Genomic DNA, 24756 nt, shown 5'->3' with positions numbered 1-24756 from the left:
TCGCCTCGTGCGGCGCACGCCAGCCAAACAAGACACATGATAATTGGGTTGGGTGTATGGCTGACGGGGCTAGGTATTCGCGCGCGCTGATTTTGGGCGCGTCGGTGATTTCAATTGCGGCGATGATGCCGGAGAGCGGTTTCGCGCAGACGGCTGACCAGGCCGCGCAGGCCAAGCCGGTGAAACCCAAACAGGCAAAACGCAAGCCGGCCAAGCCACAGGCCGATCAGCAGCAGGCCAATTCCAGCGTATGGAATGCGCGCGCGCAGGCGATCGTCGGCGTCCAGGCGCTCGACACCATCACGGCCGCGGCGTCCAAGACCGAAGAGCGCGCGGTCGACGCGCTCGCACCGGTCAGCGTCGTGACGTCGTCGCAGATCGAAAGCCGCCAGGCCAGCACGGTCGGCGATCTGATCTATAATGTGCCCGGCGTATGGGTTCAGAACCGCGGCGACGAGCCGTCAACCTCGATCAATATCCGCGGCTTGCAGGATTTCGGCCGCGTCGCCGTGGTCGTCGACGGCGCGCGGCAGAATTATCAGCGCACGGGTCACTTCGCCAACGGCTCGTTCTTCCTCAATCCCGAGCTGATCAGCGGCATCGACATCGTTCGTGGTCCGACCGCGAACATCTACGGCTCCGGCGCGATCGGCGGCGTGGCGTCGTTCCGCACCAAGGATATCGAGGACGTCGTGCGTGCCGGCGAGCGCTGGGGCGTTGACGCCAAGACCATTCTCGGAAGCAACGAGGGGCGCGCGCTCGGCTCCGTGTTCGGCGGTGTTCACGTCAATCCGAACGTCGACGTGTTCGCGGGCGGCATCTACTCGACGCAAGAAAACTACAAGGACGGGACCGGCTATGAGGTCGCCAACACCGGCAACCGGCTTTCGAGCGGCATCGCCAAGCTGACCGTGAGGCCTGCCGATGGTCACGAAGTCAAGTTCGGAACCATCTTCCAGGAAGACCTCTTTACCGTCGGTCAGCCGCCGCGGAAGGCGGGCGATCCCAACACGACCAACCCGAACGGGACGCTCAGCCTGGGCGGCACGTCGATCTACAAGTCCGACGTGAAGAACTACACCACGACGCTGGGCTGGAAGTACAATCAGCCCGACGATCAGTTGTTCGACTGGGATTCGAAGATCTACTGGAATCGCACTGACAACGACCAGGTCAAGACCGCGCATACCAGCGTCACCCCGTCGACCTATTGCGGCGGCGTGCCCGGCAACGCAGTGTCCGGCTGTATCGGTAGTAGGCGCGGATATCTGCTCGATACCTACGGCGTCGATCTGTACAACACCTCGCGCTTCGCGACAGGCGACTGGCGCCACGCGGTCACTTACGGCCTCGACGCGTTCCAGGATCAGGTGTCGTCGCAGGACTCGACCGGAACGTCCGAGATCACGACGCCCGGCGGCAAGCGGACGGTGTCCGGCGGCTTCGTGCAGTGGAAGACCAACTACACCTCCATGCTCGAAGTGATCAGCGCGCTGCGTTACGACAATTACCAGCTCTCGTCGGGCTCGACCTCTACGAGTGGCGACCGGCTGTCGCCGAAGATCACGGTCGCGCTGGTCCCGACCGCGATCGTCACGCCGTACTTCAGCTATGCCGAGGGCTATCGTGCGCCGTCGATCACCGAGACGCTGATCACCGGTTCGCACACCGCGGCCTCGCCCTTCGATGCGTTCTTCCGCTGTCCGTCCGGCACGCCGGGCCCCGGCGCGGACTCCACGTTCTGCTTCGTCTCGAATCCGAACCTGCGGCCGGAGGTCGGCAAGAACAAGGAGATCGGCTTCAACATCAAGAAGAACGATCTGTTCATTGCCGGTGACACGCTGCGCGGCAAGATCAACGTGTTCCGCAATGACATCGAGAACTTCATCGACCTGGTCAACTATGGACCGGCGCTCGGCGGACCGGGCGGCCCGATGCCCTTCTATCAGTACCAGAACATCGCCGAGGCGCGTATCCAGGGCTTCGAAGCCGAAACGATGTATGATGCCAATCTCTGGTTCTTCGGCCTCTCCGGCAGCTACCTGAACGGCAAGAATGTGCAGAACGGCGTCGGGCTCTCCAGCATTCCGCCGCAGAAGATCACCACGACGGCCGGTATTCGCCTGCTCGACCGTTCGCTCGTCCTCTCCGTGATGTGGACCTCGGCGATCGCCAACACCGATATTCCGGCCAACTACCTGCCGGCCACCTCTTTCGACCTCGTCAACCTGTATCTGCAGTATCAGCCGACGCGGGACCTCACGCTCAACTTCTCGGTCGAGAACCTCTTGAACCAGTACTACCGGCCCTACGCACTTCCCGCCGGCAGCACGACCGACACGCAAAACGACGTCAAATGGGCGAGCGCCGGCGCGGGGCTCGTGGTCAAGGGAGGCCTGAAGTACCACTTCGGCGGCATCTAGGGAGACGCCGACGACCCCAAGGGGGGACGCCGTATTGACCGCCAGAGCCACGCTGATGTCCGGCGTGGCTTCGGCGCGTTCCGATGAAACGTCCGGCCGGCATTCGCCGATCGGCAAGACTGAAACAAGACTGACAGGAGAAAGATCGAATGTTCATCGCTATGAATCGTTTCCAGGTGAAGCTCGGCTCTGAAGCTGCGTTCGAGACCGTCTGGCGCACCCGCGAATCCTATCTCGGCAGCATGGCCGGCTTCGTTGAATTCCATCTGCTCAAGGGGCCGGTGCTCGAAGACCACACGCTGTATTCTTCGCACACGGTCTGGGTCGACAAGGCGGCGTTCGAGGCCTGGACGCGATCGGACGAATTCCGCCGCGCCCATGCGCGGGCCGACAACAAGACCGGCGAAAGCCTCTATCTCGGGCATCCCAAGTTCGAGGGGTTCGAGGTCATCATGACCGAGCGCAAGACGAACGCGGCCGCCTAGATCGCGACGGATCACGAAAGGAAGCCGGACATGCTGAGCACCGATCTCGCCGATCTCAGGGCGCATATGGCCGACAATCCCGGTGCGGTGATCGAGGACGTTGCGCGTGAGCGCAAGGTCACGCCGCGCGCGGTGATCGAGGCGCTGCCGTCGTCGATGGTGCGCATCGGGGGCGGCGAGCATTTCGCCGCCGCCATGCAGGACATCGCCGCGTGGGGCGAGGTGACGCTCATCGTGCATACGGATGACGCGATCTTCGAGTTCACGGGCGCGGTCCCGGCGGGCGAGGTCGGCCGCGGCTATTTCAACCTGATGCAGCCGAAGGGATTGCACGGCCACCTCCGCCACGAGCGCTGCGCGGCCTTGGCCTTCGTCGAGCGTCCCTTCATGGGCAAGACCTCGGCCTTCGTTGCGTTCGTCAATGTCGATGGCGGCATCATGTTCAAGGTCTTCGTCGGCCGCGACGAGACCCGGGCGCTGCGGGCGGACCAGCTCGTGCGATTCCGGCAACTGGCGGACCGGGTCGCGGTGTAATTTCCTTCTGTCTGTCGGGAGATCAGGATGCAGGGCAATTTCGGGCTTCGGCATGTGATCCTAACAATCGCGCTGGCACTCGTGCCGGCCCCGGCCTTCGCGATCGACAAAGCGCTGTTGCCGCGCAATCTGTCGCCCTGGGGCATGTTCCTCGGCGCCGACATCATCGTGAAGACGGTGATGGTCGGGCTCGCCGTCGCCTCGCTGGTGACGTGGACGGTGTGGCTCGCCAAGAGCATCGAGCTGCGCCGCAAGAGCAAGCTCGCCGTGGAGCGGACGCGAGCGCTCGAAGGCAAGATGAAGCTGGCGGAGGCGGCGGAGCGGACCGGCGATGCGCATGATGCCGTCGCCCAGCTCATCCAGTCCTGCGCGAAGGAGGCGGAGCTCTCCGGCGGCATTGTCGATGACGGCCTCCAGGAGCGCGTCGCGCTCCGGCTGGAGCGGGTCGAGGCCGCGATGTCGCGCCAGATTGCGCGCGGCACCGGCGTGCTCGCGACCATCGGCGCTACCGCACCGTTCGTCGGCCTGTTCGGCACGGTCTGGGGCATCATGAATTCTTTTATCGGCATCTCCGAGAGCCACACCACGAGCCTTGCGGTGGTCGCGCCCGGCATCGCCGAGGCGCTGCTTGCGACCGCGCTCGGTCTCGTCGCCGCGATCCCGGCCGTGGTGATCTACAATCAGCTTGTCCGCGGCATCGCCAATTACCGGGCGTTGCTCGGCGACGCTTCGGCGCAGCTCATGCTGCTGGTCAGCCGCCAGCGTGACCACAGAGAGTTCCGCCTCTCGCGGGCAGCGGAGTAGGTCATGGCCGCGAAGCTCGGCGCAGGGTCGGCATTGCGGCGCGGATCGCGCGGCGACCCCGGCGATCTCGACGTCACCCATGAGATCAACGTCACGCCGTTCATCGACGTGATGCTGGTGCTGCTGATCATCTTCATGGTCGCCGCCCCGCTCGCCACCGTCGACATCGGCGTCGAGCTGCCCGCGACCGCAGCCGAGCCGCAGCCGCGACCGGACAAGCCGACCTTCGTGACGGTGAAGCCGGATCTCACGGTGGCCGTCGGCGAGGACACGATGGCACGCGACGGCCTCGCCGCTGCGCTCGCCGTCGCCACTCAAGGCCGCAAGGACGAGCGCATTTATCTGCGTGCCGACAAGGCCGTGAGCTACGGCGACCTGATGGAGGTCATGAACACCTTGCGCAATGCCGGCTATCTCAAGGTCGCGCTGGTCGGCCTCGACGGACGCAGCTGATGGCCGCGAACGCCTTTGCCCTGCACGAGCCGCTTGGCGAGCGTGAAACCGCGCGCTGGGGTGTATCGGGCGCGGTGATCGTGGCGTTGCATGTTGCCGCCGCGGTGTTGGCGATGAGCTGGCTCAGGTCGCAGCCGGAGCAGGGCGTCACCGTCCCGGCGATCATGGTCGATATGGCGCCGGTGACTTCGGCACCGCAGTCCACGCTAGAGGATGTCGCGCCCGGGCCGGTGATGCAGGAGGCCGACGCCTCGCCGCCGGAGCCCGTTAAGCAGCAGGCCGTCGAGGAGACCATCGCGCCGACGCCGCCGCAGGAAAAGCCTGAGGTCGTCGCGCCGCCGGAGCAGAAATTGGAGCCGCTACCTGCGAAGCCCGAGCCGGCGAAGATCGTGCCGGTCGAGAAACCTGCGCCGGCGAAGCCGAAGGTGGTTCGCCCGGAGGCCAAGAAGCCGTCGGAGGCGCCGCCCGCGCCGCGCACCAGCGCACCGCCACGCGCCGAGCGGGAGGCGCCGGCGGCGTCCGCGATGAGCGCGGGCGCGGTCGCATCGCTGGTTGCGACCTACAATCAGCGCGTCCGCGCGCATTTGATGCGCCTTCACTCCTATCCGTCCGGCGGAAACGGTCAGCGCGGCCTGGTCCGGGTGAGCTTCACGATCGGCCGCAACGGCCAGGTCACGTCCAGCCGCATCGCTTCGTCCGGCGTTGCCGCGTTCGATGCCAAGGCGACCTCGATGATTCACCAGGCCTCGCCATTCCCGCCGATCCCGGCGGAGATCAAGAACGGCTCGATGAGCTTTACTGTTCCGGTGGACTTTATCGTGCGGTAGCGCTCCGCTGTCATGCCCTGCGAAAGCAGGGCATCCAGTACGCCGAGGCCTCACGATTCAATCGCTGGTGTCTCGGCGTACTCGATCGCCCGGTCAAGCCGGGCGATGATCGTGTTGAGAGAGCGTCGTCTTACTTCGCCTTCAGGAAATCCGCGACCTCGAGCAGCATGAACTCGTCGTCGTCGGCCTTGTTGGGATCGCGGCTGGACGAGAACGGCAGATTGTTGTCGTTGCCGACGATGATGTGGGTGTCATCGACGCGATCGACGTTCTCGATGGTGAAGAACGGGAAGGTGTAGACGCCGTCATTGAGCGGCTTCCGCGCCTTCTTGTCGGGGTCCTGGATCTTCATCAGGTCGATATAGCCGATCTTGCGCACGGGCTTGCCGACATTGGCGTCGGTCAGCTCGATCTTGTAGACGCGCTTGAACTTGGCGATGTCGGGGAAGCAGTTCTCGCCGCGAGTGCCTTGCGGGCAGGCCTTGTCGGCGGTGCCTTCACCGTTGTCGCGCTCGATGATCAGGCCGCCGGTCGGGTCGATCATGTTGAAGTCGCCGATGGCGTTGCCGTTCTGCTCGAACACATACTGCCAGTAGCGGCCGGTGAATTTTTCGGCGGCGACGTCGAATTCGAGGATGCGGGAGGCTTCCTTGCCGTCGACCTTTTCCCAATCCTTCTTGTCGGCGTCCCACAGCGGGCCCTCGAGCAGGCCGTAGAGGAACTTGCCGTCCTTGGACGACGCAAAGCCCTCATAGCCCTTGGAGCGGCGGAGGTTGACGTTGGTGTAGGTCGCGCCCGGCGCGCCCGGCGTCGCCACGGCCCAGTTGTCCGGCGAGCGCACCGGCTTGCCATCGGCAACCGTCTCGAACACGCCGAGGATCTTGCCTGATTTATCGGCCTTCAGGATATAGGGGCCGAACTCGTCGCCGATCCAGAAGGTGTCGCCGATGATCTGGAAGCCCTCGGTGTCGAAGTCGGAGCCGGTGAGGTAGCGCTTCTGGGTGTCCTCATGCACGATGCGGAACGGCACCTTCTTGTCGGGATCGTGCAGGAAGATCGTTTCCTGGCGCTCGATCTTGCCGCTGGCCCAATCCATCTTGTAGCGGTTCAGGTACAGCATCGAATCCGGCGAGTTGGCGCGCGCGCCCATGCCGTTGTCGGTGATGACCCAGTAGCTGCCGTCGGGCATGTGCTTGATGCCGGAATGGCCCTGCAGCGGCTGGCCCTTGAACGGCAGCGACACGCCGGTCGCACGCTCATAGGACTTGCCCATCACGGTGCCGAGCGCGTCGACGCGCTTGCCGGTGGTGTATTTGCCGGAGGTCTTGAGATCGGCAGGCGCGTCGGCCGGCGCGTCGATGAAGGTCGCGGCCGGCATCACCACGTGGCCGGCGAGCTTCGCCGAGAATTCACCCTCGTTCTGTGCAAGCGCGGTGCTCGCGGTGAGAATGATCGTTGCGACGGAGGCAAGAAAAGTCGCGCGCATGTGCGTCTCCTGTTAGCGGACGACGCCTTATGCGGATCGCATGTTGCAGTTTTGTGAAACCGGGCGAAACGCCGCAGCCCTCTTCCCCTCTCCCCGCTTGCGGGGAGAGGGGGGACGAGAGAGCACGGTTACTCCTTCACCGCCCCGGTCAGCGAGGAGACGTAATAATCGACGAACAGCGAATAGAAGATCGCGACCGGCAGCGAGCCGAGCAGCGATCCTGCCATCAGCGCGCCCCACTGGTAGACGTCGCCGGTGACGAGCTCGGTCAGGATCGCGACCGGCACGGTCTTGTTGGCGCCGCTCTGGATGAAGGCGAGCGCGTAGATGAACTCGTTCCAGGACAGCGTGAAGGAGAAGATGCCGGCCGAGATCAGCCCGGGCACCGCCAGCGGCAGCGTGATCCGCCGCAGGATCTGCAGGCGCGTCGCGCCGTCGACCAGCGCGCATTCCTCGAGTTCGTAGGGGATCGACTTGAAATAGCCGATCAGGAGCCAGGTGCAGAACGGCACCAGGAAGGTCGGATAGACCAGGATCAGCGCCATCGGCGAGTCGAACAGGCCGAACTGCACCACGACGGTGGCGAGCGGGATGAACAGGATCGACGGCGGTACGAGATAGGCGAGATAGATGCCGAGGCCGACATAGGGACTGCCGCGGAAGCGCAGGCGCTCGATGGCGTAGGCCGCGAGCGTGCTGGCGATCAGCGACAGCGTGGTCGACCCGATCGCCACCAGCATCGTCGTCCATAGCCAGCGCGGATAGGCGGTGTCGAACAGCAGGTGCTTGATATGCGCCAGCGTCGGCGAGGTGATCCAGAACGGGTTGTGATCCTTGAAATTCAACAGCTCCGCGTTCGGCTTGAACGACGTGATCGCCATCCAGTAGAACGGAAACAGCAGGATCAGCACGAAGCAGCCGAGTGGTAGATAGATCATCATCAGCCGCCGCAGCCCGGAATCCCAGGCCATGGTATCGGGCGCCGCCTTCGCGTCGGCCACGGCAGGTTGCGCGACGGTATCAGTCATTGCTCTCTCCCTGCTGCCATTTGCGGCGCGCCAGGCCGAAATATGAGAACAGCGTCGCGAACACCAGGAACGGAATCATCGACACCGCGATCGCGGCACCTTCGCCGAGCTCGCCGCCGGCAATGCCGCGCTGGAAGGCCAGCGTCGCCAGCAGGTGGGTCGAGTTCACCGGACCGCCGCGGGTGATGGCGTAGACGAGCTGGAAGTCGGTGAAGGTGAAGATGATCGAGAAGGTCATGACGATGGCGAGGATCGGCATCATCATCGGGAAGGTGATGTAGCGGAAGCGCTGCCAGGCGCTGGCACCGTCGAGCATCGCGGCCTCGTAGAGCGAGGGCGAGATGGTCTGCAGGCCCGCCAGCAGCGAGATCGCCACAAAGGGAATGCCGCGCCAGATATTGGCCGCGATCAGCGAGAAGCGCGCCGGCCAGGGCGAGCCGAGGAAGTCGATATTGGTCGTCCGCCAGTGCAGCACGTCGACCAGCAGATAGGAGATGATCGAGAATTGCGGATCGTAGATCCACCAGAACGCGAGCGCCGAGAGCACGGTCGGCACAATCCAGGGCAGCAGCACGATGGCGCGGAGCACGCTCTTGAACGGAAAATGGTTGTTGAGCAGCAGCGCGAGCCAGAAGCCGAGCGCGAACTTTCCGAAGGTCGCGACCGCCGTATAGAACACGCTGTAGAACACCGCGCCCCACCAGAGGGGATCGGTGAGCAGATACTGGAAATTCTCAAGGCCCACGAAGACGCCACGTCGGCCGATCGTGGTGTCTGTGAAGGCGAGCCAGATGCCGAGGCCGAGCGGGTAGGTGAGGAAGACGGCGAGCAGCCCGATCGCAGGCGCGAGACACATCGCGATGAGGAATGGCTTGTAGTCGAACAACCGCACCAGCCAGGATTGCTGCCGGTGCGCCAGTACGGGGGAGGAGAGGGTGGTCACGGACATCGGGTCGTTGTCCTGTTCTAGGCTGTTACCACACCGTCATTGCGAGCGAAGCGACTTGTCCGCCGTAGTTCTGGCGAGGGCGGAAGCAATCCAGTCTGTCTCCGCAGTTGCAGTCTGGATTGCTTCGTCGCGTCGCTCCTCGCAATGACGGCCGCGTTGTCGTCGGCCGCTACCTCTGTCTGCGGAAGTACCGCTTGCAGCGCTGTTCCGCTTCCGCAGCCGCGGCCTCGGGCGTCGCCGCACCGGTCGCGACCGAGGCGAACATCTGCACCGTCACATAGTCCGCGCGAACAGCACCGGTGGCGGTCGAAATCGGACCCTTGTAGCCGGCGTAATACGTGCTGTTCATGGTGTCCCTGAAGATCGCGACCTTGGGATCGCCCTTCCACACCGCCGCATCGGCGTAAGCCGCAAGCGGTTGCGACCAGTAACCGCTGTTGGCGTTGAGCCACGGCTCGTACTGGTCCTTCTCCAGCATGAACTGCAGGAAGGCCTTCGCCGCGTTCGGATACTGGCTGTGCTTGAACACCATGGCGTTCAGCGTCAGTCCCGACATCGGAGAGATCGGTGCAAGGCCCTTCGGCAGCAGCTGATGTTCGGAATCCTCGGCGATCGCCGCGGTCGCCGGATCGTTCTTCAGCGAGAAATACAGCGAGACGCCGTTCGCCGTCAGCCCGATTTCCTGCGAGGAATAGGCGCGATTGTTGCTGACGTCGTTCCAGGACGGCGTACCGGCGATGAAGGTCGGGTAGAGCTCCTTCACGAAATTCAGCGCCGCGATGGTCTCCTTGCTGTTGATGGTGACATTGCCTTCCTCATCCAGTAGCGAGGCATTGTGCGACCACATCATCCAGTCCGCAAAGCCGTTGCCGTCGCCGACAGCGTTGCCCAGCGCAAAGCCCGCGGGCTTGCCGGCTTTCTGCAGCTTCTTGCAGAGGTCGAGGAGTCCGGCATGGTCCTCTGGCGCCTTGTCGAACCCGACGGATTTGAGGATGGACTTGCGATAGATCAGGGGACCGGCGGTGGCCCCGAACGGGAGCCCGATCCAGGTATCGCTCTTGGCCTTTTTGCCGTAGGCCTTCGCAAGGTTCTGCCAGCCGCCATACTTCTTGCCGAGATAGTCGGCGACGTCGGTCAGCTCGATCAGCTTGTCGACATAGATGTGCGGCGCGTCGGAGAAGCCGATGATGATGTCGGGGCCGGCGCCGGAATTCGAGGTCACCGCGGTCTGCTGGTTGATGTCCTCCCAGCCGACGAAGTCGACCTTGACCTCGACTCCGGTCTCCTTGGTGAATTTGGCCGCGTTGGCGCGGAACACGTCTTCGTCGGCCTGGACGAAGCGCACCGGCCGCAGCATGCGCAGGGTTGCGCCTTTCTCGATCGGTAGTTTCGGTGCGGGGACGTCCGCGGCCTTGATTGCGGATTGAGCGTGCGCCGCAACACCGGTTGCCGCGAGCGCGGTAGCGGACAGGCCCAGAGCCAAGGCATCACGACGCGTGATGTCGTTCCTCATCAGTTCCTCCCTATGATGTCTCCCTTCCCGGCGTTGATCGCCGGTGAAGGGCCGTTCCGATTCCAGACGCGCTTGGCGTCGGCCGCCTAGCTGTTCGGGCCGCGATCCATGCTGACGGGCTGCCAGCGGCGGAGCGCGGTGTTCTGCAGCACCGACGGATTGACGCAGCTTACCGGCCACATGCCCTGAAGCACCAGTGACAATTCGTAGCCCACGCGGCGCTTGCGCGCCTCGTCGAACCGTGCCGAGGCCGAGGCGACATGGGCGGTCAGCGTCACGTTCTCCATGCTGAGGATGGGATTGTTGTGCGAGGGCGGCTCCTTCTCTAGCACGTCGAGGGCGGCGTGCGCGATCCAGCCCTCCTGGAGCGCCTTGATCAGGCTTTCCTCATCCACGGTGGCGCCGCGGCCGGTATTGATGAAGACCGATCCTTTCTTCATCTGCCGGAAGTGCTTCTCGGTGAGCATGTGATGCACCTCGGGCCGCGCGGGTGCGTGCATCGAGACGAAGTCGGATTGCGACAGCACCTCGTTCAGCGTCGCCGGGATCACGCCATGGTCGTACATCAGCGTTTCCTGGATGAAGGGGTCGTAGGCCATCATGCGCAGGCCGAACGGGGCGGCGCGCTTCGCAACTGCACGCGCGACGCGGCCGAACGAGATGAAGCCGAGCGTCTGGCCCATCAGCCGCGGGATCTTCAGCAGCGCTGGCCGGCCTTCGGCCCAGCGCCCGTCGCGCACCATCCTGTCCTGCTCGACCAGGCGGCGGAAGCCGGCGAGCAGCAACATCATGGCGTGGTCGGCGACCTCCTCGATGAAGGTGTCGGGAATATTGGTGACGGGAATGCCGCGGGCGGTCGCGGCCTTCACATCGACGCTGTCGACGCCGACCGAGCCGAGCGTGATCACCTTGCAGCTCTCGAGTGCGTCGATGATCGACTTGGTGATGGGGATGCCCTTGGCGTAGATGGCATCGGCGGTTTTCGCGGCGGCGATGAACTCGGCCTCGTTGGCGGGGGCTTCGACGATCTCGGCATCGATCGGATCGAGCGCCTCGCGCTCGAACGAATAGTCGCTGCCTGCGACCGTGAAGCTCGCGCCCTTCGGCGTCACCACCCTGTATTTCGGCATTTCCTGCTCCCGATTTGGTCTGTCGGTTCTTGTTGTGACCCGGCCTTCGCGGCGGGCCTTTGCGTCTTTTACGCGAAATCGGAGCGGTCGCGTACAATCGTTGGTTGCCGCTGCGGCGATTTATTCGACTGTTTCGGCCTTCCGTCCGGGCTTCTACGGAGCCGCCCGTAACAGGTTGATAAGAGGTCACACACTAAAAGTTGAATCAAATTTATCGATTCCCTTGCGTGCCCGTATCCCATTATTGCCGGAGCTGTCCCGTGAAGTTGAGCAATCTGAAGATCGCCCCGAAGCTCGGTATCCTCGTCGGCGTCACCCTGTTCGGCCTTTGCGTCTCCGGTGTTCTCGCCGGCTATCTGATGAAGCGCGAGATGGTGAATGCGCGCATCGATCAGGCCAAATCGATCGTCGACCTGGGTCGCAACTACGCTGCGGCGCTGAAGAAACGCGTCGATGCCGGCGAGCTGACGAAGGATGCGGCTACGGCCGACCTTCGCCGCTACGGCAACGCGATGACCTATGACAACGGCTCGGGCTATCTGTTCGGCACGTCCTATGACGGCATCACCCAGCTCGCGCCCGATCCGAAGCAGATCGGTACCAACCGCATGGACGTCGTGACCAACGGCCGCAAGCTGTCCGTCGAGCTGATGAACGGTGTCAAGGCCAACGGCTCGATCCTGCTCTATTATGAATATGTGAAGCCCGGCCAGGAAACGCCGATCCGCAAGATCGGCTATGCGGTCGCGGTCCCCGGCTTCGACATGTATCTCGGCACCGGCGCCTATCTCGACGACATCGACGCCAAGATGGGCCCGGTCTACTGGCTGCTCGGCCTCGCCATGCTCGGCATCGTCATTGTCGCCGGCAGCGTCGCTTGGCTGCTCGGCCGCAGCATCAGCCGTCCGCTGGCGCTGCTCGGCACCCGTATGAAGGATCTCGCCGACGGCAAGCTCGAGGGCGACATCCCCGGCGTCGGCCGCGGCGACGAGGTCGGCGCGATGGCCTCGACCGTCCAGATCTTCAAGGACAACGCGGTCCGCATCCGCGACCTCGAGAAGACCGAGGCCGACGCCAAGGAGCGTGCCGCGGCGGAACGTCGCAGCGCGATGGAGGGCATCGCCAGCGATTTCGAACGCAGCGTCAACGGCATCGTCCGCTCGGTCTCCTCGGCTGCTGCCGGCATGCAGAGCACGGCGCAGTCGATGACTGCGACGGCCAGCGACGCCTCGTCGCGTGCGGCGACGGTCGGCGCCGCCTCGCAAAAAGCCTCCGGTAATGTCGGCACGGTCGCCGCAGCCGCCGAAGAATTGTCGAGCTCGGTTGCGGAAATCTCCCGCCAGGTCACGCGGTCGACCGAAGTCGCGAGCCGGGCCGTCAGCGATGCCGAGCGCACCAACGCCACCGTGCAGGTGCTCTCGACCGGTGCCGAGAAGATCGGCGAGGTCGTCAAGCTGATCCACTCGATTGCGGCGCAGACCAACCTGCTCGCGCTCAACGCCACCATCGAAGCGGCGCGCGCCGGCGAGTCCGGCCGCGGCTTCGCGGTGGTGGCCTCCGAGGTCAAGGCGCTGGCGAACCAGACCGCGAAGGCGACCGAGGAAATCTCCGCGCAAGTGGCGGCGATGCAGACCTCGACCAGCGACGCGGTCACCGCGATCTCCGGCATCACCCAGACCATCGCCGAGATGAGCGAGATCACCGCCGGCATCTCGGCCTCGATCGAGCAGCAGGGCGAAGCCACCCGCGAGATCGCCCGCAACATCCAGTCAGTCGCGGCCGGCTCGAACGAGATCAACGCCAATATCGGCAGTGTCACCTCGGCCGCGGAAGCGACCGGCACTGCCGCCACCGACGTGCTCACCAACGCCCGCGAGCTGGACAGCCAGTCCGGCGCGCTGCGCAGCGCCGTCGACGGCTTCCTCGCCAAGGTGCGCGCGGCGTAAAGCCGAACGCAGGGAATTCGTAGGGTGGGCAAAGGCGCGCAAGCGCCGTGCCCACCTTTTCTTTTTTTGAGCCCGTGGTGATGGATGGTGGGCACGCTTCGCTTGGCCCACCCTACCGGTCTCGTGCCCCGGGCGCGGCGCAGCACGCAGTGGTGCGCTGCTGAACCGGGGCCCATGCTGGCCGCACGCTGGGTCCCGGCTCTGCACAGCAGCGTTTCACGCTGCAGCGCGCCCGGGACACGAGACTCTACTGCTTCTCGATCTTCGCGTTCGTGATCAGCTTTTCCCACAGCACCAGCTGCTCGTTCACGAACGTGCCGAGCTGCTCCGGTGTGCCGGAGAATGCGTCCATGCCGAGCGTGGCGAGCTGGGCCTTGATCTCCGGCTTCTCGACGATCTTCCTGATCTCGGCGTTAAGTCTGGTCACGATCTCCTTGGGCATGCCGGCGGGGCCGAAATAGCCTTGCCACGACGAGATGTCGAAATCCGGCACGCCGGCCTCCTGCATCGAGGGCAGGTTCGGCACCAGCGGCGAGCGGTCCTTGGTGGTCACGGCGAGCGCGCGCAGTGCGTTGCCGTTGACGTGGGGCAGGCCGGTCAGGATGTCGACGAACATCATCGAGACGCGGCCACCCATGACGTCGTTCAGCGCCGGCGGCGAGCTCTTGTAGGGCACGTGCAGGAGGTCGAGCCCGGCATTGTGCGCAAAGGTCGCACCCGACACGATCGCCGAGGACGAGCCCGACGCGTAGCTCAGCTTGCCCGGATTGGCCTTGCCGTAGGCGACGAGCTCGCCGACGGTCTTGGCCGGCACCTCCGGGTGAATCACCAGCATGAAGGGCAGGTCGCCGGTCCGTGCGATCGGGGTGAAGTCCTTGACGGGGTCGTAGGTCAGGCTCTTGAGCAGGTAGGGATTGGCCGAATGCGTGGTGTTGGTCGTCACCAGCAGCGTGTAGCCGTCGGGGGCGGCGCGCGCGACATAGGTCGCGGCGATCATGCCGTTGGCGCCCGCCTTGTTCTCGATCACGATGCCGACGCCGAGCGCCTGCGACAAATGCTGCGAGATCAGCCGCGTCGTGGTGTCGGTGCCGCTGCCGGCCGCGAACGGCAGCACCAGCGTGATGTTGCGGCTCGGATAATTGTCGGCCTGCGCGGCGGATGCGGCGGCGAGACAAAGTGCGGCTGCGCCGGCAGCGCGCAGAGCGCGGATCAGTGATGACAGCATGTCTGGACGTTCCCTCTTTTTCGTTGGCGGGGAACCTAGCTTCTCTTCGCAAAAATCGGAAGACGGGAGTTTGCCGCCCACCGCGCGGAATTATTTCACCGCAGAACCCTGGCGCGACGCGAACACGACGCCGGCGAGCACGAGCGCGTAGCCGATCAAATGGAACGGCTGGAGTTTTTCGCCGAGCAGGACGATCGCCATCGCCGAGCCGAACACCGGGACCAGATGGAAGAACGGCGCTGCGCGGTTCGGGCCGATCAGCGCCACGCCGCGGTTGAAGAAGAGATAGGCCAGCGTCGATGGAAAGATCAGGATGTAACCCAGCGTCGCCAGCGTCACCCCGTCGAGTTGCAGGACACGGCCGCTTAGGGCTTCCCAGATCGCGGCGGGCAGCAGCATCGTCGCGCCGCAGCAGGTGGTGAAGGAGAGAAAGGAGAGCTGGTGGATCTTCGGCCGCCGCGGGATGAAGGCGGAGTAGAGCCCGAACGCCACGAGCGAAGAGGCGAACATGATGTCGCCCCTGTTGAAGCTGATGCTGGCGAGCGCGGCGAGATCGCCGCGCAGGATGATGATCAGCACGCCGAGAAGCGAGATCGCGATGCCGGCGAGCTGCGCACCCGTCAGCCGCACCCCGAACAGCACCAGCGACCACAGCGCCACGAACAGCGGTCCGGCCGACTGGATCAGCAGCGCGTTCAGCGCCTCCGTGTATTGCATCGCCCAGTACGAGATCGCGTTGTTGAAGGCAAAGCCGACCAGCGACAGGAACAGCATCAGCGGCAGGCTCTTGCGCAAATTCGGCCAGTCGCGCTTCAGATGCGGCCAGGCGAACGGCAACAGGATCAGGAATACGCCGAACCAGCGGATCGTGGTCACCGTCAGCGGCGGCACATGCGCACCGACATGGCGCGCGAGCACGATGTTGCCGGCCCAGAACAACGAGCTCAGGCTGAGCAGCAGGTAAGGCTGGTTGTTGAGCCAACTGGCCGGATTCGAGGCCTTTGGCGCGGGCGAAGCGATCGTCATTGGCGTTGGATGCGACCTTGCGCCGGATTCTTGTTGTGACACAAGTCTCGCGGCCGCAAGGCTACAATGCAGGCATGGCTTGAGGAGGTGTCATTGGCGGTTAATATGTTGAACATCGAGGGCCTGGAGCGGCTCGATGCAAATGCGCCCGTGGTGATGCTGAACCTGATGCGCTTTCACGCGCACTCGCGCGATGGCGACGGTTCGGGCTGGGACGCCTATCTTCGTTACAGTGCGATCACGGTACCCATGATCAGGGCACGCGGCGGCACGCTGCTCTGGACCGGCGAAGCGAAGGCGCTCGCGCTCGGCCCGCAGGATGGCAACGACTGGGATTTCGTCGCGCTGGTCTATTACCCGACGGTTGCGGCTTTCATCGACATGATGACGTCCGAGGCTTACGAGACGCAGGCCGACCCGCATCGCGTCAACGGCTGCGCCGAGCACGTGATCATCGCGACGCGCGAGGCCTACAGCAAGTTCGGGACGAAGTAGTTGCCGTCTGTCGAGCGCACGCTCTTCCCCTCTCCCCTTGTGGGAGAGGGTGGCTCGCCGCGTAGCGGCGAGACGGGTGAGGGGTCTCTTTCCGCGAGCCCGCCTCTCGATTTGAGTCTGCGGAAGCAACCCCTCATCCGGCGCTTCGCGCCACCTTCTCCCACAAGGGGAGAAATCGACCTCCATAGCGCTCTATTGGAGCCCATGAACCTTACCTTAAGCAATTGTATTTGCTTAGGTAATATCCATTTTGCTACAATGCGCCCCATGCCTCTCCATCCCCATGCCGGGGACATTTTGAGGGACACTGAGGGAAGCAATGGCACGCCGCACTCGTTCTGCATTTCTGGAAAATCGTACTGCGCGTTTGAAGCTCGCATCTCGCAAGAAGCCATACACTGCGCTCATTGCGCCAGGCATATTTCTCGCCTATCGCCGCAACGCTGGCCCGGGCACGTGGTCGGTGAAGTGCAACGGTTGGCTGAAGCGGTTCGGGCTTGCCGACGACCACGAAGAAGCCAATGGCGAAAGCGTGATGACGTATTGGCAGGCGCTGGAGAAAGCCAAGACACTGGCACGTGCTGGTGAGACCAACACCGAGCAGCCTCTCAGCGTAGCCGAAGCCATCGATGCATATGAGACCGATCTCGAATCACGCGGCGGACGCAAGTATAACGCCACCCAACTGCGGCTGCATCTGAACGACGCTATCAAGAACAAGGCGGTGCCCCTGCTGACGGAGCGCGAACTGCGAGACTGGCGGGCTGGTCTGGTAAAGCAAGGACTGAAGCCGTCCTCTGCCGATCGTATCGGGCGCTCGCTGAAGGCGGCGTTGGCTTTGGCTGCCCGCAATGACAAGTGGATTGCGAACGCCGCCGCTTGGAAAGACGGCCTCAAAAAGCTACCCGACAGCGATGTCGCGCGTAACGTCATCCTGCCCGATCGCACGGTCGCATCATTGGTCAGCGGTTCATATGATGAGGATCGCAACCTCGGTCTACTGATTGCCGTATTGGCTGAGACCGGCGCGCGCGAAAGCCAAGTCCTCAGGCTGACTCCGGACGACTTGCAAGACAGCAATCCAACGACACCGCGTCTGTTCATGCCTACCAGCAAGAAGGGTAAGAGCCGGAAAGTGGAACATCGGCCGCTGGCAATCTCCAAGCGTTTGGCTACCGCACTTCGGCAACAGGCTTCTGATCGTGACGCGCATGCGCCCCTGTTTGACAAGATGTGGAATTTGGCCGCACGCTTCCATCCGATCGTCGAACGTCTCGGACTTGGTCCAGAGGTGACGCCTTATGCGCTGCGCCATTCATCCATTGTTCGACAATTGCGCAACAACGTGCCTGTGCGGATCGTCGCCGCACATCACGACACTTCAGTCGCAATGATTGAACGGAATTACAGCCGGTATATCATCGGCGATCCTAGCGATGCACTCACGCGGGCATCGTTGATTGAGCTTGTGGAACCTCCTTCTTCTGCTCCCGTTGTCGCAATTTCGCGGCAAGCAGCGTAATGTTCAAAGAACTCACCGATGAGCAATGGACGGCCATCCGCGCGGCGTGCGCCGATCCGTCCGATGAAGTCAACTGGCTAAGGCTGCGGCAAAGAATTGACGAGGCCGGCAGGCGATACGCCGATGCCCCGGGCGCTATTGCATCAGCCGGTTTCGGGCCACCATTTGAGGCGAGGCAAGAGATCGGCAACGCCCTAGACCTAATCCACAAGCTCCAAGAACAGCTGGCGAGACTTCCGCCATCAGTTCAAGAAATTCTACCTGACCCCGGGCTGCATGGCACGGAGGAAAGCTTGCAGGTTGCGCTGGTGCTCAATGAAAACCTTGTTGCGATTATGCCGTCGGGCAACTGGAATCAATTCCGCAACCAGCTAACTAGCGCTCTCATCCGTATATGGGATGAAGAAGTAGGCGACCTCGCATTCTCGAAAACCCGAGTAGAGAACAGGCCGTACGGTCCATTGATCGATTTTCTAAATCATACCGTGCTGGCGGTCACGGGGAAAGCTCCGGGGCCATCCGGAGCCGCCCAATCTATTGAGGCATATAGGAAATTTGGGTACGTGCCGCTTTTGAACCAGAAAACTGGCCCCTGAAATACGAATACCAGGGCCTTCGATAGACGTGACCTACTGCTCTCCATAGCAACGCATGGAGAGCGACATTGTCCAAGAAAGCGGAGAGCAACAACGGCCTCGGCCAGTCGAAGATCACTCTTGCCGATGTGAGCGGCCGCGAACCGCGCGCCGCCTTCACGATCAAGGAATTCTGCGAGGCGCATCGTCTCTCGGAAGCGATGTACTACAAAATTCGCGCCGCCGGCCTCGGTCCGCGCGAGATGCGCGCCATGCGCAAGATCACGATCAGCATCGAAGCCGCCAAAGACTGGCGTCGCGAGCGCGAGAAGTAGTCGCGAGGCCATCATGGACAAAACCGGATGGCGCGTTGACTTGATCCGCGCGAAGAACGACCTCCCCAAGCCGCTGTTCGCCAATGCAGTGCTCGCGCTGCGCGGCGCACAATACTGGCAAGGTGCACTGGCGTTCGACGTATTCGCGCATCAGACGATGCTGATGGACGTGCCGCCGTGGCAGCCGTTCATCGATGCTGCGAATTTCCAACCGCGCCCGTGGACCGAGCAGGACGATCTAGCAGCCACGCATTGGTTGCAGACCGTGGAGGCCATCGCCGTGTCGCCGGCTGTGACTGCACAAGCCGTCGAACTGGTGGCCCGTGATCGCAGCTTCCATCCGGTGCAGGACTATCTCGACAACCTCGAACATGACGGCACGTTTCGGCTCGATAGGATGCTCTCGACCTATTTCGGTTCGGAGCAGACTGAGTACACGAAGCTGGTCGGTCGCAACATGATGATCAGTGCGGTTGCGCGGATCTACGATCCCGGCTGCAAAGTCGATACAGTGACGATCTTGGAGAGCGAACAGGGCCTGAAGAAATCCACGGCCATCAAGGAATTGTTCGATCCGTGGTTCACGGACGACATCAGCGAACTTGGCAGCAAGGATGCCGCGATGCAGGTGGGCGGCGTCTGGTGCGTCGAGCTTGGCGAACTCGATGCTATGAGCAAGCCTGAGGTCTCCAAAGTCAAAGCATTTATCTCACGTCGGGTTGACCGCTTTCGCCCGTCTTACGGTCGGCGTGTGGTCGAGCGCCCGCGCAGCTGCATCTTCATTGGATCGACCAACGAGAGCGGCTATCTCAAGGACGCGACCGGCGCGCGCCGGTTCTTGCCCGCTAAGGTGATCAGGATTGATGTCGAGGCCTTGCAGCGCGATCGGGATCTGCTGTGGGCGGAGGCTCGCATTCTCTATGAAGAGGGTGTGCCGTGGTGGTTCACGAACGAGACCAAGAGCGGGATCGTTGCTGCCGCCATTGCTAAGGACGAGCAGGAAGCCCGTTATCAGGCCGATCCGTGGGAGCGGTTGATTGCCGATTATCTCGACAGCCGGCTGCATCAGCCGTCCAGCAATCCGGCCTACCGGATCACCATCGAACTTGTGTTCCGAAACGCTATCGAACTCGACGAAGCGAAGTGGGACCAGGCGGCCATGAACCGGGTCGCCCGGTGCCTGAAGCGGCTGGGTTGGGAGCGCAAGCAAGTCAGCATCAAGGTCATGGTGCAGGGCAAGGAGGAGACTAAGCGCCTGTGGATGTACGCGCGACCACCTACTGATGAAGAAGCCAAGCAGGATGCCCGCCAAGCGGAGATCGAGGCGGCGAAGAAGGTCGCGGAGACCGAGCCGGACAGCAACGTCACCACTCTCAAGCGCGCTGCACCAGGAGCCAGCGACGCAGTGGTGATCAAGGAAACCGCTATGCCACAGGCGCAATCACCACTGAACCAGTAACACCAGTCGGTTTCCTAGAAACAGGTAGGAGGTTGAAACGCCATAGGAGTTTAGAGCGAGAGGGGAGAAGCCGGTGCAAGGTGGTGCAGTGGTGCATTGGCTGCGCTGGCAGCCCCTGTCGGGGAGTTGGAACGCATCGAGGTAGGGCGCTTGACTGAGCAAGCCCTGTCACATCTGTCATCTGTCATGGGTTAAGAGAATGAAACTGATCGACGACGAATACCACGCGGTACGCAACCTACTCCTGCCGGAGCTGCGCTCCAGCTTTCGCAGAACAGGGCATTTGCACCATCCTTTAGTGATCTGCCTCTGTCTGAATTCCGATCAAGTCGTCTGGTACAACGAGACCTATCAGCAAAAGCGTGATTGGCTGGAGACCGCCCGTGGAACGCGGGACTGGCGCACCTTCATCTACACCCATGAGCGTCCTTACCGGCTCGAAGCATTTCTGGCGGTCTATCGGGAGTTGGATGATCACCAGTATTGGGCGCTGCTTGCAGACGTCTGGACGGACAGTGGCAATATCTGGCAGTCGCGGCCCATCTGGAAATCGCTCTGGAACAGTGAGCGTGCAATGAAGCCCGCCGCGATGGACGAGATCGAATGGCAGCAATTCGATGCTCTGCCGGACGTCATCACCGTCTATCGGGGTCAGCCGAAGAGAAATGCGCGTGGAATGTCGTGGTCTCTGGTCCGCGAGACTGCGGAATGGTTTGCCGGCAAGTGGCGATACTGCGGTGAGGGGTGGTTGCTCACCGCGACTGTCAAGAAGCGCGACGTGCATGCGTTTAAGAATGATCGCAACGAGCAGGAGATCGTTGCTGACCGGTTCAAGGTCGTATCGAGGGAGTGTCTGGACCGGGACCATCTTGAGGCGGTGCTGATGGCGGGGAAGCACAAAAAGGCGGTGAAGGCGTTCGTTTGAATGCCGCAGGGCGCTCCGCTGCCGGCAATTCCGCGCGGGTCCTTCCCGGCCGGTGGCCTCGGGCGGGTAGCGCCCCCGCGCCCGGCATGGCTAGGGCGTGAAATCACCAAGACCAACAACAACGCATTATCGGAGACATCAATGACAGTGACGGAACAAGCAGATGGGCTTTGACATCGTGAACAGTGCCAGCAACGACCAGTTTCCCGTGGGAAAATATTGGTGGGTCACGCTTGCAGATTACTCCCGCTACATTGCGCCAAGCGTTACGGCGGCATGCCGCTATTGGTACACAAACAACGGGGACGGACTGAACGCCGATCAGGCGCACAAGCTTGGTGCCGAACTGCAACGGTCTGTGGATGACGGCCGCATCGATGACTATGCGCGACAGCTCTTTGGCGTGCTCTGCAAGGAACGCTCGGTGCCGGATTTCGTGCAATTCGATCAGAGCGACTTTCCTCCCCGCGAGCTCCCGAAGCACGAACACGAACGCCGGTTCGTCAATGAACTCGTCAGCGAAGTGCAGCGGTTCATTGAATTCCTGTTTGCCTGTGACGGGTTCGAGATCCTGTAGCTTTTATCAAATGGAGTGAACATCAATGAAATTGATCTCGGCATTCGGCGCCGCCGACATGCTGGAGCTTGATCGCCAAACCGTCCGTCGTGCGTTGCGACAGGTAGCGCCTGATGGATACCAGAAGAAGCAGCCACGTTGGCGGATGAAGTCGATTATCGACGCCGTCGATCGGCATCTCGGTCGCAACGGCGCGTCCCGGGCCGCCGATCAAAGCCGCTTGGATGTTGCTTTCAGCGAATTTGACGAAGGCTGCGCAGCCCTTCTCTCGATCACTGATCTGAAGATTCGTCGGCTGGCGGCTCGTCGGCTTATGGGCCTCTTGGTCGAACTGGACAGCGCTATGCGTTCCGACGCTCGCGCGAGCCGCGAAGACGATCTTCGTGCCGCCCTTCGCTGTGACCAGCACCTCCGGGTCGCGATGCGCTGCTTCGAGCGCCCGTGTGAATGGACGCAGGATGAGTGCTGGCAGATTCTCGACACCATTGTCGGCGGCCCTGCGCGTTCGATTGGAGGCGCCTGACCATGGATGTCGGTACGCGAGAATCGGGCGACGTCGCTGACGATGAGGATGTTGTCACTTCGTTGAAGCAGACGATCGAAGAACTGCGGGCGCGCGTAGCGGAACTCGAACAGCCGCCGCCGCAGTGGACGCCCTTGAAGCGGGCGGCATCGATCTGTGGCTTGAACTACGAGACCGTCCGGGTGTGGGCAGAGCGCGGGTTGATCGATGCCCACCGCGAGGGCGGGCGTTGGATGATATGCCTGAGGAGCCTGAGGGCGCGCCAGGTGCGGCTCTTCGGCGAGGCTCAAGGATAGAGGTTTTGCTCCAAGAGGAGCGCAAGCCGCCCTTGCCGGAGGTCAAGGCACGAGCGGAATAGAGGATGCAGTTACCGAGCATGTTGCTATGCGCTGAAATCGATGCCTCGCAGCACGATGCCCGGCGGCGTGCCTTCGAACTCTGTCGCGCGATATTTGCTGGCCGCTTGCGCTTCGATGCGATCCCTTAGGCGGGTGAACTGGGCTTCCCGCTGCTCGGGCCTGACTTGCTGGCCGCGCTCGAGATAATCCATCGCGGAGGTGGAGATTGCGCAAGGAACCTCCCTGCCACCGTCATGCATCGAGAACCGAACGATCATCCGGTCGTATTCGTGGCTGATAAAGTGGCCGCTGGTCAACGTCATGGCTTGCTCCGCTACGTGATGGCTATCCGGCCGATCGTGCCTCCAATCATCGCCCGCGGCGGGCCGCCCGCCCTCGCGGTTGCGCCGAGCATGGCATGTGCAGCGAAATGCAGGCGGTCATCGTTCGCCTCAGCCGTCCCCCGACAGCCGGGCGAAATCGTCGAATAGTGCTGCCACCAGCGCGCGATGGCGCGTATCCTCGGCAGGCAGACTTGCAGCATAGAGGTTGAGCAGATGGCGCGCCTTCACCGCCGCCTCCAGCCAAGACGCGGCGGGCACCGTCAACATGCGATTTTCGAGATCGGCCTCGCGCTCGCGCAACTCGCGGACATGGCTTTCGACCTCGGCCAGCGCGCGGCGGAGGTCGGTGGCCTTCTGCGCCGCCATGCCGCGATGCTTGTCGAGATCGACCGTGTGGTCAGGCATTGGCGTCGCTCGCGTCCGCGGCTTGCGCGTTCGCAAGATCGACCGAGCCGATCGACAACATCTCCGTGACGCCGCACGCACCTTCGGCGGGCACGGTGATCATCGTGGCAACGCGGCGATGGGCCGAGAAGGTCAGGCCCTCGATCGTCTCCTCGTCCGTGACGACCTCGTAGGCGCCGGCCGGCAACAGGCGCTCGATGCCGCGGATGCGGAACGGACGCTTAAAGTGGACGGTTTCTCGCCGCGAGCGGATGGTCATGCACGCCTGCCTTTCGCAAGTGAAGCCCCAACCGATGCTGGCGGTCGCGACCATGCGCCCTTCGCGCCGCAATAGCCAGTACTATCGGGCCCCGCCGGCAAACGAAGATGTCACACCGGAGCCATCGCCGGCATTTACCGCTCGCTATTGGCTCGGCACGGGCTTAGGCTCGCTGCCATCACCGCACATCTCAACGGCTTCGACCGGTGACTGAGGGTCATGTGTGCTCCCGCCGAAGGCCCCGCAGGAGCATTCGATGTCGCGTGTTCGCATCTCCGAATGGATCGTGCCGCCGGTGATCGTTCCGTTGTTTTTACTGCTTCTCGTGTGCGGAGCCGCCATCCTCAATGGCTAGAGGATCCCGGGTGCCGTATCTGGTCAGTGGGACCAACGAATACGGGAGCTCCAATCTCGGCCGCGGCAGTGCGACAGTCGCGCTGCGGCTCGCACGGAAGCTGCTGCGCGAAGGTTACATGGACGTCAGGGTCTGCCCCCCGCGCGGACGGGTGCTGGAGTCGACTGAGCTCGACGAACTCAAACCACCAAAGGAGAGCGACATGGCGAAGGGCCAGCAACGTGGTAATCGCGAAGCCAAGAAGCCGAAGAAGGAAAAGGCCAAGGTGATCGCGGCGGCGCCGAGCCGCAAGGAAGCCGTTTGGCAGCCGGATTTCGGGCCCGCAAAGAAGAAGTAGCAGGGACCTGACACCGGGCAATGGAGTGTAGTGGTCCTAGCCCCCTTTCGGAACATGGCCCGGCAAACCCTCTCGAGGAGGAATTAAATAGAAAGGACGTTCAGCATGACAATGGCTAGAACAGGTACATGGAAGGCCGCGCTTTTCCTTGCATCAGTGTTCGGTGCAGCACCGGCGGCTTTCGCGGCGGAGCCGAACTGCCGTTCAATCGAAAGCACCAGCGCGCGCCTCTCCTGTTACGACGCAGCCTTTCCTCCAAAAGCGAGGAAGCCCTCCGGGACCAGTGCCGACTCATCGTCGGTCGAAAAGGACCCTTTCCTTGCGGAAGAAGCCCGCACCTCAGCGAAGCTAAAAAATATTTGCCGTGGTTGCTGAGTTTCATGGCTGCCGATCGGGGGCGACGAGTGATCTAGCGAGCTGCGAAACCCGGGGCCAGTTGCAACGGGATGCCCCCCTGGCATCCACCGCACTGGGAACA

The 24756-nt window shown here is 62.9% G+C and carries 27 protein-coding genes; 17 read left to right on the top strand and 10 right to left on the bottom strand.

The annotated features are described in order from the left end of the window. Positions 1-56 precede the first annotated feature (56 nt). The 6 genes from AB7008_RS41745 (at position 57) to AB7008_RS41720 (ending at position 5526) form a co-directional block, all read left to right on the top strand. Positions 57-2423 carry a TonB-dependent hemoglobin/transferrin/lactoferrin family receptor gene (locus tag AB7008_RS41745; RefSeq protein ID WP_441260730.1) on the top strand — a complete coding sequence of 789 codons (2367 nt, stop codon included), beginning with the start codon at positions 57-59 and terminating at the stop codon, positions 2421-2423. Between the two features lie 149 nt (positions 2424-2572). Next, positions 2573-2908, top strand: a complete 336-nt coding sequence (locus AB7008_RS41740) for an antibiotic biosynthesis monooxygenase family protein (RefSeq protein ID WP_014492480.1) — start codon at positions 2573-2575, stop codon at positions 2906-2908. Between the two features lie 30 nt (positions 2909-2938). After that, the gene (gene hutX / locus AB7008_RS41735; protein ID WP_441260729.1) at positions 2939-3442 is read left to right on the top strand and encodes a heme utilization cystosolic carrier protein HutX; all 504 of its coding nucleotides are present in this window, start codon (positions 2939-2941) and stop codon (positions 3440-3442) included. A 27-nt stretch (positions 3443-3469) separates the two neighbouring features. Further along, the gene (gene exbB, locus AB7008_RS41730) at positions 3470-4246 is read left to right on the top strand and encodes a tonB-system energizer ExbB (RefSeq protein ID WP_441260728.1); all 777 of its coding nucleotides are present in this window, start codon (positions 3470-3472) and stop codon (positions 4244-4246) included. A 3-nt stretch (positions 4247-4249) separates the two neighbouring features. Further along, on the top strand, positions 4250-4699 hold the full coding sequence (exbD, locus tag AB7008_RS41725; RefSeq protein ID WP_304491339.1) for a TonB system transport protein ExbD: 450 nt from the start codon (positions 4250-4252) through the stop codon (positions 4697-4699). After that, a complete protein-coding gene (locus AB7008_RS41720; protein ID WP_441260727.1) occupies positions 4699-5526 on the top strand; it encodes a TonB family protein in 828 nt (275 codons plus the stop codon). The genes exbD and AB7008_RS41720 overlap by 1 nt, the downstream gene beginning before the upstream one ends. 130 nt (positions 5527-5656) lie before the next feature. Here the strand turns inward: AB7008_RS41720 and AB7008_RS41715 are convergent, their stop codons facing one another. From AB7008_RS41715 to AB7008_RS41695, 5 genes are all read right to left on the bottom strand, one after another. Next, positions 5657-7012 (bottom strand): esterase-like activity of phytase family protein, encoded by a 1356-nt coding sequence (locus AB7008_RS41715; protein WP_441260726.1) that lies wholly within the window; start codon positions 7010-7012, stop codon positions 5657-5659. Between the two features lie 128 nt (positions 7013-7140). Beyond that, the gene (locus AB7008_RS41710; protein ID WP_014492486.1) at positions 7141-8040 is read right to left on the bottom strand and encodes a carbohydrate ABC transporter permease; all 900 of its coding nucleotides are present in this window, start codon (positions 8038-8040) and stop codon (positions 7141-7143) included. Beyond that, positions 8033-8989 (bottom strand): carbohydrate ABC transporter permease, encoded by a 957-nt coding sequence (locus AB7008_RS41705; protein WP_441260725.1) that lies wholly within the window; start codon positions 8987-8989, stop codon positions 8033-8035. Before AB7008_RS41705 ends, AB7008_RS41710 begins: the two co-directional genes overlap by 8 nt. Before the next feature lie 169 nt (positions 8990-9158). Beyond that, on the bottom strand, positions 9159-10502 hold the full coding sequence (locus tag AB7008_RS41700) for an ABC transporter substrate-binding protein (RefSeq protein WP_041953726.1): 1344 nt from the start codon (positions 10500-10502) through the stop codon (positions 9159-9161). 86 nt (positions 10503-10588) lie between these two features. After that, complete coding sequence (locus AB7008_RS41695; protein WP_028161008.1) at positions 10589-11632, bottom strand: C-terminal binding protein; 1044 nt, start codon at positions 11630-11632, stop codon at positions 10589-10591. Between the two features lie 260 nt (positions 11633-11892). Between AB7008_RS41695 and AB7008_RS41690 the strand changes: the two genes are divergently transcribed. Next, the gene (locus AB7008_RS41690; protein ID WP_441260724.1) at positions 11893-13578 is read left to right on the top strand and encodes a methyl-accepting chemotaxis protein; all 1686 of its coding nucleotides are present in this window, start codon (positions 11893-11895) and stop codon (positions 13576-13578) included. A 247-nt stretch (positions 13579-13825) separates the two neighbouring features. Here the strand turns inward: AB7008_RS41690 and AB7008_RS41685 are convergent, their stop codons facing one another. Together AB7008_RS41685 and AB7008_RS41680 are read right to left on the bottom strand one after the other, a co-directional pair. Beyond that, the gene (locus AB7008_RS41685; RefSeq protein ID WP_441260723.1) at positions 13826-14803 is read right to left on the bottom strand and encodes a Bug family tripartite tricarboxylate transporter substrate binding protein; all 978 of its coding nucleotides are present in this window, start codon (positions 14801-14803) and stop codon (positions 13826-13828) included. 90 nt (positions 14804-14893) lie between these two features. Next, on the bottom strand, positions 14894-15829 hold the full coding sequence (locus tag AB7008_RS41680; RefSeq protein WP_441260722.1) for a DMT family transporter: 936 nt from the start codon (positions 15827-15829) through the stop codon (positions 14894-14896). A gap of 105 nt (positions 15830-15934) precedes the next feature. Between AB7008_RS41680 and AB7008_RS41675 the strand changes: the two genes are divergently transcribed. From AB7008_RS41675 to AB7008_RS41635, 9 genes are all read left to right on the top strand, one after another. Continuing rightward, positions 15935-16324, top strand: coding sequence for a DUF1330 domain-containing protein (locus tag AB7008_RS41675; RefSeq protein WP_441261281.1), 390 nt, complete (start codon positions 15935-15937; stop codon positions 16322-16324). Between the two features lie 319 nt (positions 16325-16643). Continuing rightward, a complete protein-coding gene (locus AB7008_RS41670) occupies positions 16644-17846 on the top strand; it encodes a tyrosine-type recombinase/integrase (RefSeq protein ID WP_441260721.1) in 1203 nt (400 codons plus the stop codon). Further along, on the top strand, positions 17846-18442 hold the full coding sequence (locus tag AB7008_RS41665; protein WP_441260720.1) for a hypothetical protein: 597 nt from the start codon (positions 17846-17848) through the stop codon (positions 18440-18442). Before AB7008_RS41670 ends, AB7008_RS41665 begins: the two co-directional genes overlap by 1 nt. A gap of 68 nt (positions 18443-18510) precedes the next feature. Further along, positions 18511-18756 (top strand): hypothetical protein, encoded by a 246-nt coding sequence (locus tag AB7008_RS41660; protein ID WP_441260719.1) that lies wholly within the window; start codon positions 18511-18513, stop codon positions 18754-18756. Positions 18757-18769: 13 nt separating this feature from the next. Continuing rightward, the gene (locus tag AB7008_RS41655) at positions 18770-20215 is read left to right on the top strand and encodes a VapE domain-containing protein (RefSeq protein ID WP_441260718.1); all 1446 of its coding nucleotides are present in this window, start codon (positions 18770-18772) and stop codon (positions 20213-20215) included. Between the two features lie 199 nt (positions 20216-20414). Further along, complete coding sequence (locus AB7008_RS41650; RefSeq protein ID WP_441260717.1) at positions 20415-21140, top strand: hypothetical protein; 726 nt, start codon at positions 20415-20417, stop codon at positions 21138-21140. Between the two features lie 163 nt (positions 21141-21303). Next, positions 21304-21717: a hypothetical protein gene (locus AB7008_RS41645; RefSeq protein ID WP_441260716.1), complete on the top strand. Its 414-nt coding sequence runs from the start codon at positions 21304-21306 to the stop codon at positions 21715-21717. 25 nt (positions 21718-21742) lie between these two features. After that, positions 21743-22240: a hypothetical protein gene (locus AB7008_RS41640; protein ID WP_441260715.1), complete on the top strand. Its 498-nt coding sequence runs from the start codon at positions 21743-21745 to the stop codon at positions 22238-22240. A 2-nt stretch (positions 22241-22242) separates the two neighbouring features. Then, the gene (locus AB7008_RS41635; RefSeq protein ID WP_441260714.1) at positions 22243-22536 is read left to right on the top strand and encodes a hypothetical protein; all 294 of its coding nucleotides are present in this window, start codon (positions 22243-22245) and stop codon (positions 22534-22536) included. Between the two features lie 86 nt (positions 22537-22622). Here AB7008_RS41635 and AB7008_RS41630 read toward each other — a convergent pair whose 3' ends face one another. The 3 genes from AB7008_RS41630 to AB7008_RS41620 all read right to left on the bottom strand — a co-directional run bounded on the left by AB7008_RS41630 (position 22623) and on the right by AB7008_RS41620 (position 23586). Further along, complete coding sequence (locus AB7008_RS41630; RefSeq protein WP_041953063.1) at positions 22623-22901, bottom strand: DUF1488 domain-containing protein; 279 nt, start codon at positions 22899-22901, stop codon at positions 22623-22625. Between the two features lie 129 nt (positions 22902-23030). Next, on the bottom strand, positions 23031-23327 hold the full coding sequence (locus tag AB7008_RS41625) for a hypothetical protein (protein ID WP_441260713.1): 297 nt from the start codon (positions 23325-23327) through the stop codon (positions 23031-23033). After that, positions 23320-23586 (bottom strand): hypothetical protein, encoded by a 267-nt coding sequence (locus AB7008_RS41620; protein ID WP_441260712.1) that lies wholly within the window; start codon positions 23584-23586, stop codon positions 23320-23322. Before AB7008_RS41620 ends, AB7008_RS41625 begins: the two co-directional genes overlap by 8 nt. Positions 23587-23933: 347 nt before the next feature. Here AB7008_RS41620 and AB7008_RS41615 point away from each other — a divergent pair, with 347 nt between their 5' ends. Then, positions 23934-24278, top strand: coding sequence for a hypothetical protein (locus AB7008_RS41615; protein WP_441260711.1), 345 nt, complete (start codon positions 23934-23936; stop codon positions 24276-24278). Positions 24279-24756 lie beyond the last annotated feature (478 nt).

It is taken from the genome of Bradyrhizobium sp. 521_C7_N1_3, assembly GCF_052075975.1.
In the GTDB taxonomy this organism is placed as follows: Bacteria; Pseudomonadota; Alphaproteobacteria; order Rhizobiales; family Xanthobacteraceae; genus Bradyrhizobium; species Bradyrhizobium japonicum.
This window is presented reverse-complemented; position numbering and strand designations above follow the sequence as displayed.

Excerpts from the sequence above, each read along its gene's own strand:
- AB7008_RS41630 (WP_041953063.1), bottom strand. The coding sequence starts at position 22,901 with ATGACGTTGACCAGCGGCCACTTTATCAGCCACGAATACGACCGGATG.
- exbD (WP_304491339.1), top strand. The coding sequence starts at position 4,250 with ATGGCCGCGAAGCTCGGCGCAGGGTCGGCATTGCGGCGCGGATCGCGC.
- AB7008_RS41625 (WP_441260713.1), bottom strand. The coding sequence starts at position 23,327 with ATGCCTGACCACACGGTCGATCTCGACAAGCATCGCGGCATGGCGGCG.
- exbB (WP_441260728.1), top strand. The coding sequence starts at position 3,470 with ATGCAGGGCAATTTCGGGCTTCGGCATGTGATCCTAACAATCGCGCTG.
- AB7008_RS41695 (WP_028161008.1), bottom strand. The coding sequence starts at position 11,632 with ATGCCGAAATACAGGGTGGTGACGCCGAAGGGCGCGAGCTTCACGGTC.
- AB7008_RS41710 (WP_014492486.1), bottom strand. The coding sequence starts at position 8,040 with ATGACTGATACCGTCGCGCAACCTGCCGTGGCCGACGCGAAGGCGGCG.
- AB7008_RS41645 (WP_441260716.1), top strand. The coding sequence starts at position 21,304 with ATGGGCTTTGACATCGTGAACAGTGCCAGCAACGACCAGTTTCCCGTG.
- AB7008_RS41705 (WP_441260725.1), bottom strand. The coding sequence starts at position 8,989 with ATGTCCGTGACCACCCTCTCCTCCCCCGTACTGGCGCACCGGCAGCAA.
- AB7008_RS41720 (WP_441260727.1), top strand. The coding sequence starts at position 4,699 with ATGGCCGCGAACGCCTTTGCCCTGCACGAGCCGCTTGGCGAGCGTGAA.
- AB7008_RS41740 (WP_014492480.1), top strand. The coding sequence starts at position 2,573 with ATGTTCATCGCTATGAATCGTTTCCAGGTGAAGCTCGGCTCTGAAGCT.
- AB7008_RS41715 (WP_441260726.1), bottom strand. The coding sequence starts at position 7,012 with ATGCGCGCGACTTTTCTTGCCTCCGTCGCAACGATCATTCTCACCGCG.
- AB7008_RS41620 (WP_441260712.1), bottom strand. The coding sequence starts at position 23,586 with ATGACCATCCGCTCGCGGCGAGAAACCGTCCACTTTAAGCGTCCGTTC.
- AB7008_RS41615 (WP_441260711.1), top strand. The coding sequence starts at position 23,934 with ATGGCTAGAGGATCCCGGGTGCCGTATCTGGTCAGTGGGACCAACGAA.
- AB7008_RS41635 (WP_441260714.1), top strand. The coding sequence starts at position 22,243 with ATGGATGTCGGTACGCGAGAATCGGGCGACGTCGCTGACGATGAGGAT.
- AB7008_RS41675 (WP_441261281.1), top strand. The coding sequence starts at position 15,935 with ATGTTGAACATCGAGGGCCTGGAGCGGCTCGATGCAAATGCGCCCGTG.
- AB7008_RS41745 (WP_441260730.1), top strand. The coding sequence starts at position 57 with ATGGCTGACGGGGCTAGGTATTCGCGCGCGCTGATTTTGGGCGCGTCG.
- AB7008_RS41700 (WP_041953726.1), bottom strand. The coding sequence starts at position 10,502 with ATGAGGAACGACATCACGCGTCGTGATGCCTTGGCTCTGGGCCTGTCC.
- AB7008_RS41680 (WP_441260722.1), bottom strand. The coding sequence starts at position 15,829 with ATGACGATCGCTTCGCCCGCGCCAAAGGCCTCGAATCCGGCCAGTTGG.
- AB7008_RS41655 (WP_441260718.1), top strand. The coding sequence starts at position 18,770 with ATGGACAAAACCGGATGGCGCGTTGACTTGATCCGCGCGAAGAACGAC.
- AB7008_RS41670 (WP_441260721.1), top strand. The coding sequence starts at position 16,644 with ATGGCACGCCGCACTCGTTCTGCATTTCTGGAAAATCGTACTGCGCGT.
- AB7008_RS41685 (WP_441260723.1), bottom strand. The coding sequence starts at position 14,803 with ATGCTGTCATCACTGATCCGCGCTCTGCGCGCTGCCGGCGCAGCCGCA.
- hutX (WP_441260729.1), top strand. The coding sequence starts at position 2,939 with ATGCTGAGCACCGATCTCGCCGATCTCAGGGCGCATATGGCCGACAAT.
- AB7008_RS41650 (WP_441260717.1), top strand. The coding sequence starts at position 20,415 with ATGAAACTGATCGACGACGAATACCACGCGGTACGCAACCTACTCCTG.
- AB7008_RS41640 (WP_441260715.1), top strand. The coding sequence starts at position 21,743 with ATGAAATTGATCTCGGCATTCGGCGCCGCCGACATGCTGGAGCTTGAT.
- AB7008_RS41665 (WP_441260720.1), top strand. The coding sequence starts at position 17,846 with ATGTTCAAAGAACTCACCGATGAGCAATGGACGGCCATCCGCGCGGCG.